1 protein-coding gene is annotated in these 15,590 nt (G+C 44.7%); it reads right to left on the bottom strand.

Going from position 1 to position 15,590, the window contains the following annotated elements; translation table 11 throughout:
* Positions 1–7 precede the first annotated feature (7 nt).
* Positions 8–15,139 carry a retention module-containing protein gene (locus tag OCV44_RS06250; protein ID WP_139685009.1) on the bottom strand — a complete coding sequence of 5,044 codons (15,132 nt, stop codon included), beginning with the start codon at positions 15,137–15,139 and terminating at the stop codon, positions 8–10.
* Positions 15,140–15,590: the final 451 nt, after the last annotated feature.

The raw sequence follows: 15,590 nt of genomic DNA, 5'->3' as shown, positions 1-15,590 counted from the left end.
TTTAACGTTAACCGTGAGTCATGACATTTTGCTGCACTAGCGCATCCAGAATATCCGAGGGCATAGTGCCATTTAACGTCAGCTGAGGTGCAAGATCTTCCACCACAATCACTTGCTCTGTTGTACCTAAACCATCTGGATTAATCGTAAGTTCAATATCATCCCCGTCGACCTTCGCATCAATGTGTTGCAGCAGTGTTGTTATATCTGGTGAGGCACTTTTCAGCTCAGGTAACACTTCTCTTAGATCGAGTTGGTCTCCTTCAGATAGGCTAAAGTCGGTAATCGTATCTTCGACACCATCTTCGATGTTGAACCATACAAACGAATCCATACCATTTCCACCGGTTAGAATATCTGAACCGCCGCCGCCAATGAGTGTGTCGTTACCGTCACCGCCCACGAGCGTATCGTCACCCGAACCACCTTCCAGACGATCATTTCCAGAACCTGCTGTCAGGTCGATATTGCCAGCCCCTGCCAATAGCTGAACATCGTCGGTTTCTGTCGCTAAATCGATATCAACCCCGTTAGACACAATGTTCAAGTTGAGGTCTATCGAAGCCGATGTTGCGGTATCGCTGTTATCTAGCTCTTCTGAAACCGCCTCCACTTTGAGTGTGTAGCTTCCCGGCGTTTCAGAAAGACCGACCACTTTCACCGATTCAATCGCATCCGCCGTAGCAATCCAAACACCACCACCGACATCCGTCACTGAACCCACATCACTCGTAATTTGAGCACCGACAGGCACATCACTGATACGTAGCGTTAGCTCTTCCGTAATATCTGTCAAGACAGCAATAATACCAACCAAAGGAACGCCGCTAGCGCTTACTGACTGGCTCGCCGTGATATTTCTGACGTAGTTAGACACAGTATCAATCGACAAGGTCGGCGCATTCGCCACGGGAGTCACTGCGATGTCATAGATAACTGGCGTGGTTTCAATGACGATACCAGAAGGGTTTCCGCTATCTTTCGCGATCACTTCCAAACCAATGCTATTGGTTGGAGACAAGCTCGCATCCAGATAAACACCCGCTGGGCTAGTCGGTGTGTCAATCAATGCATTTAAATCGTTCAAAGTACCGACTAAGATGACCGAACCTGTGTTGTTGCCATTCACCATCACAGTTGTCATGGCAGGCAGCGACACATTTAACGTTCCGTAATCCACCGTCAAAGTGACCGTCATTAAGTCATTAGAAAATGTATCAACATAATCAGGGTCACTGACATTGATGCCACTCAGCAACTGGCCAGCGTCTTCATCAATAAAATCAGTGACATTGTCACCATTAACAACAGGTGTATCGTTAACACCTTGTACCACAACGCTGATTTCCGCGGTATCCGTTAAGAAATCATTTGAGCCATTGGTTGTACCGTTATCTTCTACTGTATAGGTGAATGTAACATCGCCATTGTAATCATCAGCTGCCGTGAATACCCAGTATGGGCCATTAATCGAATTGTCATCCGCCCCACCAACGTTCTCAAACTTCTGAATTTGCCCCTGACCTTGATCGATTTCGACCTTAGTTACCGTAATGGCATGCCCCTCAGGGTCTGTCGTCGCTGTAATCAGGTCTTCAGCTTTGATGATTAGCTGACCTTCTTCAAGCATGGTGCCCAAATCAATATCGGTTGCCACTGGTTGGTCATTAACTTCTGTAACTACAAGGCTGATTTCCGCACTGCCCACTTTGAAGTCCGGCGAACCGTCGGTTGTACCATCATCGATAATGGAGTAATTGAATTTGACGTCTCCATTATAATCATCAGCTGCCGTGAACACCCAGTATGGACCATTAATCGAATTGTCATCCGCCCCAGCAATGTTCTCAAACCTCTGAAGCTGACCTTGACCTTGATTTTGAGTAAGACTGATATCTGTTACGGTAAGGTTATGATTTTCGATATCAGAGCTTGCCGTAATCAAGTCACCCTCAACAATCACGATTTGGCCATCTTCCGGAATCGAGCCCAAATCAACATTGGCCGCTATCGGAGCATCATTATATTCCGTCACTTTAATAGTGAAGGTAGTTTGATTCGTTTGAGCGGTATTCGGATCACCCGCATCAATCAAACCGTTATTACCACCGTCATCGATCGTAGCATTAATGGTCACTAACCCACCCTGATTGAGATAGTTCTGATCCGGGTCCGGTTTGAACGTAACCTCGCCATTAGTTAGCGCTGCATTGATGTCAGCTTCTTTACCTGTCATGACAAGTGAGCCATCAGCCTGCAATACAAATGTCACACCATTGGATTGAGTGCTTGGGAGTACAAACTCGCCCTGTGCACCCGGCAGTGTTTGGTCAACTTTTAGCGTCAGTACATACGGTGCATCTGGATTATCAAAGTTTGCGTCGATATCGTAGATACTAAAGTTGTTGATTGCCACACCAGTAGAGTCTTCTGTCGTTTCAAGGTTAGTCACATTGACAAAGGTCGGTTGATCGTTGATAGGATCAATCACTAAATCAACATTGAAACTCGTTGGTGTGCCTAAATACTCAGTGTTATCAGCATCTGTATCCACAGAACGAACGGTAATCTGCAGTGGACCATTAATACCCAAAGCATTACCTGTATCACTATTATGTTCGCCAGAGTTAAATACGATCTTATCTAACGACTGAGCTGGAACGTTTAGTGTCCAGAGTTGCGTCGCTGGATCATAACTACCCAAGGTCGTTCCGTCAGGATAGTAGATAGAAGCATCTTGAGGAACGCCAGCCACTTCGACTCGAAGGGTTTCTGGCGCATTTTCGGTATACGTTCCGCTTCCTGTGGCCGACAATTCTTTATCTAAAATAGTCGCATTGATTTCGATATCAATATTCTGCCCCTCGTTGCCCGTTACAGAGTCCGTAGGGTTGGTATCAACATCGTCACCAACAGGCACCACATGCAGTTTGAAGCTTGGTAAGTTTGCAGCCGCAGTCGGTACGCCCAGTAGCGACTCTTGAGTGAAGACTTCAACACCAAACTCAGCAGTACCACTGAAGTTTTTAGGCGGTAAAATCGAAATTTCACTCAAGTCGAATGAAAGCCCAGAAGCTTGAGGCAGTTGAACACTCCACTCACCGCCACCGTTGTTTTTCACAGTGTAAGCTGAGCCCGCATCTACACGCATCTGGAAGCCATCAGGGACGTCAGTGAACTTAATCGATACAAACTGTTCTGATCCATCAAGGTCAGTCAGTGCAATCGATACAGGTCCTGTACCTGACAAGGAAATAAGCTGGTCTTCGTTGCCGGTAATCTCGATAACATCAGGATCACTACCCGGCCCAGAGACAAGTACATCATCGACAACCGGAACAACATCAAAACGAACACTTGTATTGAAGGTATCAGAGTCACTTGCCGTGCCTACCGGAGAGGCTGGATCATTGTAGGTTGCGGTATCAGTGACTGTACCGCTAACATTAACCTGCACTTGGTTAATATCATTTCCAGTCGGGTAATTTTCTATCGCTCTAAAGAGCACATTATCGAGTGCCCCCGCTGCGATTTCAGCTTGATTAAACGTGACAGAGGTCCCTAGTGAGGTGCCCGTATTGTCATAGAATGCCCCTATCGAAGGGTCATCCAACGTTAAGGTAATCGATGTAAACGCTTCTTGACCGCCTTCGTCGCCTGAGACCTGATCCGAAATAGTCGAATTGAAGTCGAGTTGAATGTAGGTGTCTTCGTAACCCACCGGATCTTGTCCAGCCTGACCATCGTTATCGACTGGATTAAAGGCATCATCAAGAGAGCCAATAACATTCACCTCGATCGTAGGGTCCGTCTCCGCATCTGGCGCGACTTTGATGACGACTTCGGTAACTAACGTTTTCTCATCACCAGAGAGCGTATCTTTGGTCACGATTGTCAGTGGTAATCTAAAGTCACCAGAGTAGTCTGCTGGCAAGTTAAGTAACAGCCCAGAGAAGTCTGTTGGGACGCCCTGTTCAACGGTTGTTTCGAACACATATTTACCATTAACGAAATCGACTTCGCTGCTTCCCCCTAAGCTGATCGGGAAAGTACCGCCCGGGGTAATGGTCACAGAGTCATCAATGATAATGGTGACTTGGTCTTTTGAAGCATCTTCTCCAGAGAAAGTGACCAGACTATTTAGCGCAGATCCCAAATCTAACTGTGTGTCCTCGATGGCATCGACAACACTGTTTGGTGTCATCGCAATGTCTGCAGCAACCTGTGTACTCCCAGAAACCACTTGAGGGAATGTTAGAGTTACTTGCCCGTCTCTGCGAGCCGCTGCAGATGCTTCAACCTCAACACCATCACCTCGGTCAATTACTGTGCTAAAGATGTTCATATTGATATCATTAAGCCCGTTGGCCCCGTTACTTCCTGAAGGAAAAACAAGACCATTCGGAGCACTGATACTAAACAAGTCCTCATTTGTTACAACCCAACGACCATCGCCTTCATAAAAAGCACCAATAACGAGTAATTGATTCAATACGTCATCTGACAGTGGAGTTAGATTCACGTCATTATTTGTTAATTGAATCACCAGTTGGTCGACTTCTTCAATAGCAGAGGATCCATCGGTTTCTTGGTATCGAATGACAAATTCATCCGTAGCAGATGGGTTATCACTGTTGGTTGTAAACTTAAGTACACCAGTCAGAGGATCTGCGCTCACCGCTCCCAAAGAACCTGTTCCAGCCACGTCGTCAACGATAAGTTTGTTATCGATGCCATCATGAGTCTCAACAACGGGTCTTACGACAACATTGATCGTACCTGTAACCGTCGCAGTCGCAATACCCTCTCCTGGGTTAGAAGAGTCCACATATTCGTGATCACGCTCCTCAACGTCTACCTCTGTCGTCAATGTGAAATCAACGCTAGAGTCAGTTGGCGGAGTCATTTGAATAAAGTTATTCGCCAATGCAATTTGGGTAAATTGTTCCGGCGTTTGATTCGCGTCTTTAGGGGTAATCGTTAACGTACCCGCACCATCGTTCACAACAGTCACATCGCCATTTACGGTGGGTGTGACACCCGGTGGAATACCGGAAATCTTAATTGAAGTGAAATGCTCATCAGAGTCGATATAGTCAACCCCTTCAGGGTGCCAATCAATGTTGATTGCAGTATCTTCGTTTCCGTTTGTGACGTTGTTGTAGGTTGCTGAGGTATCGATGATAGGCTCAACCAGCACTCGAATTTCTTGATCAAAAGAAAGTGTGTGGCCATCGTTTTCCGTTACGACCACTTTGCCTTGAATGTGGATATTCTCGGTCGAAGAGTCGACAGGTCGAATACGAATACCTGACGTTGTACCCGCCTCCGTAATATTCGCTTCATAGATAGGTTTTGATAAATCAGGGCTACCGCCAGGTCCAGTTTCGTAACCGACAAAGTTAAGATCAATTACCGTACCGTCACCATCCTCGATTATAACGCCATCAGGAATACCCGATAGAATGACAGTGATAGCTTCGGAACCATCGTCCGGTAATGGTGTTGTACCTGAAGCAGGCTTTCTCTCACCCGACAATACCGTGAAATCAAGCAGAGCAAAGCTGTCGCCGTTTTGACTCTCTTGAATCGTAGTTTGAACGCCGCTTGCAGTGCCATCTGTAATTGCGGTCCAATCGGTACCATTCGTCCCACCATAAGGTGTGTCAGCAACCCCTTTCACTTCAACGTTAACCGTTTTAGTACCAAGTATTTCTACATCGACTTGTTGTGGGTTGGTTGACAGGTTTGCAGTGTCCTTCACTACACCTGTAACATCAAAAGTGAAATCCACATTGCTGTGTTTAGTTGGAACCACTTCAACATTAGCCAAATCGGAATACGCTATTTCGTGGTAATTGGTACCACTGACAATAGGAACTGCCGTGTTTGTACCGACAAAGTAAAGCACTGCGCCTTCTGTAATATTGCTGATACGAACAAACAGTTCTTCAGAGCCATCCGTATCTACCGATCCTGTCATGGAAATGACTTCATCTAACGTGAATGCATCTTTGTTAGCTAGCGGACCTATGTAATCAGGATCATCTATATTGTCTTCATTGATTTGAATACGATTAACACTGAATTTTCCAGGGTCCGCGTCAGCGGTGACATCAATAATGATGTTTTGCTCTACAGAACGGGCCTCAGTTTTATCATTTGCTCCGCCGTTATCGGTATCTTCATAAGAATTCAGTGTTTCCTCTGTAACTGCTGTTGCTTTGAACTCTATCTGACCCGAGAAATTATCAATTGGGTTAACCACGGTGCTGTTAATATCAGCTGCCGCTATTTTGTATACACCATCCGTCAGCGTAAGCACGTTACCGCCTGCATCAAGAAGCTCAAACTTCCCGTCACCTTCGACAACTTCTAACTCATAAGTGATCGTTTCAGTTCGGCTATTATCTTGCGATTCAGCGTTTAACTGTAACGTGACGTTGTCTTCATCTTCGTTGACTTGATACTGATAAGTGCTATTACCATCATCCCAAGTCGCAATATCCGCTACCGCTTCAATCTCGATTCTGAAGTTTGAGTTAATGGTGTGATCTAGGGTTAAATCATTATCAATTTCAAGTGCATAATTGATGCGTACCCCGTTGTCATTTGAACCAAAGTTTTGGTCAGGGACAAAAAACAGGTTATCGATAGTCGCAATAGTTTGTCTTACTTCATTTGGGTTTGGAGCAAAACTTTGTTGCATTTGAGGCGGCCCAAATAATATTTGACCATTAGGTTCAGCTGTTAGCTTGTGATATTCACCGTTCTCAAAGTAATAGAACGTCCCTCTATGGTTACTATTCTTAATCGTTAGTTGGCCTATAGACTCGTTGTTATCTTGATCATACAGGTTAACTTGCAGCGAAACTTGAGCTGGCGCATTAGGTAAACCATTCTGGTTGTCTTGAACATTCTCAAAAGTCGGCTCATCACCAGTAGCATAAGGTATTGTTGAGTCTCTACCCGCATCCTCGAAAGTGGTCACTTTCAACACGATTCTCGACGAATTCCTATCGGTAATTGTGATATCCAATGGCGTCGATGACGTATCTGAATCGCTATCCTTAGCTGTTACGTTAATAGAGAAGTTAATTTCATCACCAACATGCTCTAAGTAATTATTGGCTCTAAACTCGATCTCACCATTTGAGTTTATTTTCAGTCGACCCAGTTCTCGAGGATCAACAGCGCCATTGATTTGCTCGTAAACTCGAATCTGTTGGCTACCACTAATTAAATCGAAGTCACCACTGTAAGGCCCACTATTCCCAGCTCGGAAAACAATTCCACTTCCGTCAAAGGCCTCAATTTTGCTCAGTACTGCGCCATCGGCGCCTACATCAGTAGCATCAGCAAACATATCGACTATAGAACCGCTATATCCCTGACCTTCAACACGAGTAATTGATTGTGTTGACACTAATGGAACATCATCAGTGACTGTAATTTTTAGATCAATCGCCTTCGATTGGTCTTGATCAAAATCTTCAGCAACGATTGAGAAATCAAGATCTATCGTATTCTCGTTTGCACCGTTAGGGTGCTTCAGTGGTTTAAATAATTCGAATTGATAGCTGTTATCAGAGGTATCGAAAACAATCTCAAACACGGCTTCATTGCTGGTCACAGTTTGAGCAACGTATGTGAATGTTGTGCCGCTTTGTGAAACAGCTAGCCACTCTAAATTTTCCCCATCGGAAGTTAAGCCAGTCAGAACCAAATCTTCATCGACTAATTCGTACTTAACAACACCATCAGCACCTTCATCGACCGTGAACAGTCCATTGATGATAGTGTCGTCAGATTGATCCGAACCTATGCCTGAAAGATCGTCTTCATCGACAACCGTTTCGCCCGTCGGCGGCGTCATTTCCGGAATATCATCAATGACTTGAATTGGTAATTGATACTGGTTGGAATCATCGCCATCACTGTCAACAGCCACTACATCAAAGGAGATAGGCAGCTTATTTCTCGCCTCTGAGCTAGGCTCATGATCTAGAGGACCAAGCAAGGTAAATGTGTATGACCCATCGTTACCCAGTGCAAAAGTAAAAATCGGAGTCCCGCTTATGGTCGCACCTTGGTAGGTGGTTGTGTTCGCACCCCCAGTGACCTCTGTGATCGAAATCGCTTCGTTGCCTGATGTCAGAGCATCTTCTAGGTCAGATATATTACGTAGTTCATAAGCCTCAACTTTGTCTGCACCTTCTGTGGTCACAAACGAGCCTGTAGCCTGAGCCACAACAGATCCTAAATCATCCTCATCAACGATAAACGTACTCGCGTCTGTGGTATCTGTAATGACGGGTACATCATCAGTAATGGTCACCGTAAGAGACTTAATTACTGAATCTGTATTGTCTTGGTCGACCGCAATAACTGGCAAAGTGAAGATTTGATCGTTATTACCCTGGACAGGCAGGTGATCTAACTCTTCTAACAATGTGAAGGTATATTGACCAAGCACTGAGTTATCAAAGGAGATAGTGAATATATTCGTTTGGACACCCCCACTTTCAACAAAGCCTATATAACTTCCACTATTGGCAGGATCTTCTTTTAACTGAACGACCAAACCATCCGATTTTAGGTCTCCGGTTGTGTTGAACTGGGCAGTATCAATACGGAAGTGGTTTACATCATCACTACCTGATGTAAACGTCATTGTTCCGGTTTGAGTGACCGTTAAGCTCGGAGAGGTGCCATCAAGCAGGTTTGCTTCAGCCAAAGCGACTGGTGGTATGTTATCAATAACAGGTGGAGCACCATCTGAAATAGTAAGCGTAACGGTCGACGTTACTTCGTCACCATCTTTATCTTCAGAGGTGACCGTAATGGTCTTAACGATATCGCCCCCTGAATGATTGAGGTTGCGATTAGGTTCAAAACGGACATCGCCTTCCAGAGTGATATACAGGACACCTTCATCGACTATAAACTGCTGTTCCCCTGTATTTGTCTGCACCAACGCTTTTTCAGCTTGATTGTCATAAACAAACTTAGTGATTGTCGCCCCGTCGGCACTTTGGTTTGGCATCACATCGACGGTGCTAGTCGACACCGTTCCAGCTGCCAGATCAGCCACCGTTGGTTCAGAAATACTCAGCGTTTGATTTTGCATGCCTTGCACATCATCGCTGACCGTCACTTTCAATGGCGACATTAATGAGTCGTCACCGTCTCGGTCTACCGCATAAACCGGTAAATCAAAGCTCAAGTCATTGTTCGCTTGGCCATCAGCATGATCTAATGCTTCAAGTAGAGTAAAGGTGTACTCACCCACAGTGCTAGTAGAGAAGCTAATCGTAAAGACAGGAACTTCTGGGTTGGCTCCATCTTTCACAAAGCCGATATACGCCCCAGTCGTGTTTGGATCTGCTTTAAGCTCAACGACCAACCCATTCGATTTAAGTGTGTCGTTGGGATTAAATAAGCTTGGCTCAATGCGGAAACTGGTCACATTGTCGCTTTGATTAGTAAACTGAATAGTCTCGGTTTGACTCACAGGCACGGTGCTTGCTGCCGAGCCATCGGCTAGATTGGATTCTGATAGCGTAACGGTTGGAATAGTATTGATGATTGGAATATCACCATCGGTGATGGTCAAAGTCACGGTGGATGTCACCGGATCTTTATCAAAGTCGCTCGACGTCACTACGATTGTTTTAACGATGTCTTCGTTGTTTGTATGAACTAAATCGCGATTGGGTTCAAAACGCACTTCACCTTGCAGGGTGATGACTAACGTCCCTTCAGTGAAACCAAACCGCTGCTCACCAGTATCTGTTTGAACCAATGTTCTAAGTTGTCCGTCATAAACGAACTGAGTGATTGTTGCACCATCTGCACTTTGGTTTGGCATCACATCAACAGTGCCTGTCGTAACAATACCGGCAGCCAAATCAGCAACCGTTGGCTCAGTAATGGTTAACGTTTGGTTTTGCATGCCTTGCACATCATCGCTGACCGTCACTTTCAATGGCGACATTAATGAGTCGTCACCGTCTCGGTCTACAGCATAAACCGGTAAATCAAAGCTCAAGTCATTGTTCGCTTGGCCATCAGCATGATCTAATGCTTCAAGTAGAGTAAAGGTGTATTCACCTACCGTGCTGGTAGAGAAGCTAATCGTAAAGACTGGAACCTCTGGGTTGGCTCCATCTTTCACAAAACCGATATACGCGCCTGCCGTGTTTGGATCAGCTTTAAGCTCAACGGCTAACCCGCCCGATTTAAGTGTATCGTTGGTATTAAATAAACTCGGCTCAATGCGGAAACTGGTGACATTATCACTTTGATTGGTGAACGAGATCGTATCAGTTTGGCTCACCGGAGCATTGCTTGCTGTCGAACCATCTGCAAGATTAGATTCCGATAGCGTGACGCTTGGAATGGCATTAATGATAGGAATATCGCCATCGGTGATGGTTAAAGTCACGGTGGATGTCACCGGATCTTTATCAAAGTCACTTGAAGTCACTAATATCGTCTTAACAATATTTTCGCTGCTCGTGTGGTTTAAATCGCGATTGGGTTCAAAACGCACCAACCCTTCAAGCGTCACATACAGGTTACCTTCAGCAACTTGAATAAGTTGCTCTCCCGTTATGCCCTGATTCAAGGTGTAAACGGTATTGCCGTAAGTGATCTGAGTAATGGTCGCGCCATCAGCACTTTGAACTGGCATAACATCGACAGTGCCTGTCGACACCGTTCCAGCAGCCAAATCAGCCACCGTTGGCTCAGTAATACTCAGCGTTTGATTTTGCATCCCTTGTACGTCATCGCTGACCGTCACTTTCAGTGGCGACATCAATGAGTCATCACCGTCGCGGTCTACCGCGTAAACAGGCAGTTCAAAGCTCAGATCGTTCTTCGCTTGGCCATCAACATGGTCTAACGCTTCAAGTAGAGTAAAGGTGTACTCACCCACCGAGCTGGTAGAGAAGCTAATAGTAAAGACTGGAACCTCTGGGTTGGATCCATCTTTAACAAAACCAATGTACTGGTTGCTGTTTTGTGGATCGATACGTAAATCGACGGCTAACCCGCCCGATTTAAGCGTGTCGTTCGTGTTGAATTGAGCAGGTTCAATGCGGAAGCTAGTGACATTATCACTTTGATTGGTGAACTGAATCGTCTCAGTTTGGCTCACCGGAGCATTGCTTGCTGCCGAACCATCGGCAAGATTAGATTCTGATAAAGTGACACCTGGAATGGTATTAATCGTTGGAATATCACCATCAGTGATGGTTAAAGTAACGGTGGATGTCACCGGATCTTTATCAAAGTCACTCGAAGTCACCACGATAGTCTTAACGATGTCTTCGCTGTTTGTGTGATTTAAATCACGCTTAGGCTCAAAACGTATTTCACCTTCAAGCGTCACATACAGTTTACCTTCAGCAACTTGAATAAGTTGCTCTCCCGTTATGCCCTGATTCAAGGCGTAAACGGTATTGTCGTAAGTGATCTGAGTAATGGTCGCGCCATCGGCACTTTGGTTTGGCATCACATCGACAGTGCCTGTCGACACCGTTCCAGCAGCCAGATCAGCCACCGTTGGCTCAGTAATACTCAGCGTTTGATTTTGCATACCTTGCACATCATCGCTGACTGTCACTTTCAGTGGCGACATCAATGAGTCATCACCATCACGATCAACCGCAAACACAGGCAGTTCAAAGCTCAGATCGTTCTTCGCTTGGCCATCAGCATGATCTAATGCTTCTAGTAGAGTAAAGGTGTACTCACCCACCGTGCTAGTAGAGAAGCTAATAGTAAAGACTGGAACCTCTGGGTTGGCTCCATCTTTAACAAAGCCTATATACCCCCCAACCGTATTTGGATCAGCTTTAAGCTCAACGACTAATCCGCCCGATTTAAGCGTGTCGTTCGTGTTGAATTGAGCAGGGTCTATACGGAAGCTAGTGACATTATCACTTTGATTGGTGAACTGAATAGTCTCAGTTTGGCTCACCGGAGCATTACTTGCTGCCGAGCCATCGGCAAGATTAGATTCTGATAAAGTGACACCTGGAATGGTGTTGATGGTTGGAATATCACCATCAGTGATGGTCAAAGTAACGGTGGATGTCACCGGATCTTTATCAAAGTCACTCGAAGTCACTACGATAGTCTTAACGATGTCTTCGTTGTTTGTATGATTTAAATCGCGATTGGGTTCAAAACGCACCAACCCTTCAAGCGTCACATACAATTTACCTTCAGCAACTTGAATAAGTTGCTCTCCCGTTATGCCCTGATTCAAGGCGTAAACGGTATTATCATACGTAATCTGAGTAATGGTCGCGCCATCAGCACTCTGCTCAGGCATCACATCAATGGTGGCAGTTGTCACCGTTCCAGCAGCCAAATCAGCAACCGTTGGTTCAACAATATTGAGCACACCATCTTTCATGATTTGCACATCATCACCGATGGTCATTGTAAGCGAGGAAGTTTGCGAACTATCGCCATCAGTGTCCACGGCATAAACAGGCAGCTCAAAGCTTAGCTCGTTATTTGCAAGGCCATCTTCATGATCTAACGCTTCAAGCAGCGTGAAGGTGTATTCCCCTAATGTAGTTGTAGAAAAGCTAATCGTGAATACTGGGACATCAGGGTTTACCCCATCGTTAACAAAACCTATGTAAGTACCTAAGTTCTGAGGGTCTTCCTTGAGTTCAACGACAAGCCCATTAGATTTGAGCGTATCATTAGTATTGAACAAGTTTGGATCAATCCGAAAACTCGCGACATTATCACTGCCCGATGTATAGGCAATATTTTCTGTCACACTAACCGCAGCACTACTTGGTGCAGAACCATCAGAAAGGTTGGTCTCGGATAGAGTTACTGGCGGAATCAGGTTAATTACCGGATCTTGGCCATCAGTAATACTAAGATCAAGCGTTGAGAAGCTCTCGTCGCCATCAGCATCTTCAGCTAAAAAGGCAAATTGTTTTACTATGGTTTCGCTGCTTGAGTGGTTGATATCACGAGCGACTTCAAAACTAAAATCACCATTGAGTGAAATCGTTGCAACCCCTTCTGTAAATGGGAAAGTTTGTGCCGCATCTGGGAGTAGATTTTGGTCTAACTTGTATTCGACCCCATCGTAAGACAATGATTGGATTGTCGAACCATCCGCGCCCTCAAAGTTGAATAGATTATAAGAAACAACAGTATCACCAGCCAAAGTCGGTTCATCTACAGCAACAACATTATCGATAAGTTCGACCACATCATCTTTAACACTGATTAAAATCTCAGCGGCTTCTGGTGTATTTGACCCACCAGATAGTGCAGAACGGTCGCCATCTGCGTCAACCGCGTAAATGGGTAATACAAAGGTTAGAAACTCATCTTCAGCACCTTGGTGTGAAAGCGATTCGTACAGAGTAAATTCGTAATTTCCTAGTGATGGGCTATCGACTTGAATGTCAAAGACCGTAGTTCGAGATCCATTGACCTCGACATAACCTTCATACGTTCTCACACCATTGGTTTGACTAACTAACTCTAATTGAACAGCAGCACCATTAGAAACCAAGGAGCCCGCTGTATTAAATTCAGTCGGTTCAAGTTCATAATGGTCAATAATATCACTTTCAAAAACACTTGCTGTGATACTGCCAATGCCACCTGTTGGGGCTGTTCCTTCTTGTGAGCCGCCAACAATACCTGACTCATCAACATCAATACCATCAACATTAATAATGAACGGGCTATCACCATCAGAGATCTCAACCTTAATCGTATTCGTTACGACATCTTGGTCAAAATCGGTAACCGTGATCGGTAGAGAAAATGAAAGCGCGTCGGAGTTCACTTCTTCTATTGGTTTGAACTGTTGGAAATTATAAGTGCCATCGGTATCGAGGGAGATTGTGAGAACAGCTTCACCTCCACCTTCAATAGACAGAGTAATCGTTGCTCCATCATCAGACAGTCTTGCAAGCGTATTTTGATTGTCACTAAGTAACCCATCAAACTCTGCTAACGCACTTGAATCAAAGACTGCTGATTGAAGTTTATCACTTCCAATATTCGAGAACGTTCCTTCGATTGCTGAACTACTAGTTTCAACGTTACTGATATTCACACTTTCAGCAGACGGATTCACTCCGTCAAATAAAGTAACCAGCGCATTAATTGGTGATGCTATTGGGTTTCCAGCGGAGTCTTCACCTTGAATATCAAAGGCAAAGTTAATTTGATCGCCAGTATAATAAACCTGACCACCACCGATAGACGGAACATGATCAATAGATTGAGAGATCGTGGTGGTTAGCGTGAGATCAATGTTATTGCCAACACTAGTCGCATCAATATCGATACGTAATACTTCGTCAGTACCTTGAACACCAACGATGGAATTCGTCACCGAGTCGTAAGTAAACGTGACGACTTGGCCGCTTGAGGTAATGTCGCTATTAAGCTCACTGAGAAGTGAAGCGAGGGATAATGTGTCTGGTACAAAAGAGTCTGGGTCTAGAGCTAAACTGCCCGCAATAATCGTTTCTGTGGTCGTAATAGATTGGGGGTAGGTATTGCCAGAAATGGAACCTTCAGTGACTGATTCGCTGATCGATTGACCACCAGCTGAACGGGTGATCGTTCTAAATTCCTCTCGAGTTTCCTCTACCTCTTCTTTCGCAAGCCCTGATGTCTCAAAGAATGTCGAGGGCTGAGTTTGAATATTATTGTATTCAATCGTAACAAAGCCAGCATTTGCAGAGCCTAGCCCTTCACCAGCAGCCGTTGCTTCCAAAATTTCAGTAGGATCGGCGCCGCCTAAAATAGCTTCTTGGATTGCCGCAATATCATCGTCAGTAAAGGCTCCGTCGTCAGATTGCTCTAAATCGAAGTTGACCTCTCCGGCGATTGGGGCATCTGCCCAAGACAATTCTTGGTCAATACATCCAACACAATTATCGCCAACTAGAACCTCACCATTTGGAGCAGCCAATACGAGTTCTGCATTATTTGCGGTAATGACTATCTCATTTTCACGGATGATATCGCCAACTAGAACTTTTTTTGGGTTACCGTCAGGCGTTACTACAACCACATCCCCACTTACTGCTTCAACAACCGCAGCTTGGCGCGAAACCTCAATATCCATATATCCCCCGTTATCACAAGCACTCTTATCTAGAGCTGTACAAATTATTTTTGTTAATCATTACAGGCTTTAATCAAATTCATAGTTACCCCTCATCAATGGCCAATCTTTTGTTGTGCCTCTTCGAGTTGAAAAGAGATAAGTATTTAACCTGTTTTTTTTATAGTTTACTTACTGTTAAGCCTAGTCTTCCCCATAAAAAATGCCATGTCTGTGCTAAGAGACTCCTTTTCACAAATTCACTTATTCTCTATGGATTTCTAAAACACAAATTAAACGTTAGTAGTGCATTGATTTATATGCAAATAAACTCACAGCGATGTTACATCTCTTTAATCCTATAAAGATATACAGGAATAAAGTAGATAAATCATGAGCGAATATAAGACATTGCTTGAGGCAAACGATGTGATAGCAATAAAGCAGAGAGTAGTCCCAAACTTGAGACAAT

Origin of the sequence: Vibrio tasmaniensis (assembly GCF_024347635.1) — a bacterium.
GTDB lineage: Bacteria > Pseudomonadota > Gammaproteobacteria > Enterobacterales > Vibrionaceae > Vibrio > Vibrio tasmaniensis.
This window is presented reverse-complemented; position numbering and strand designations above follow the sequence as displayed.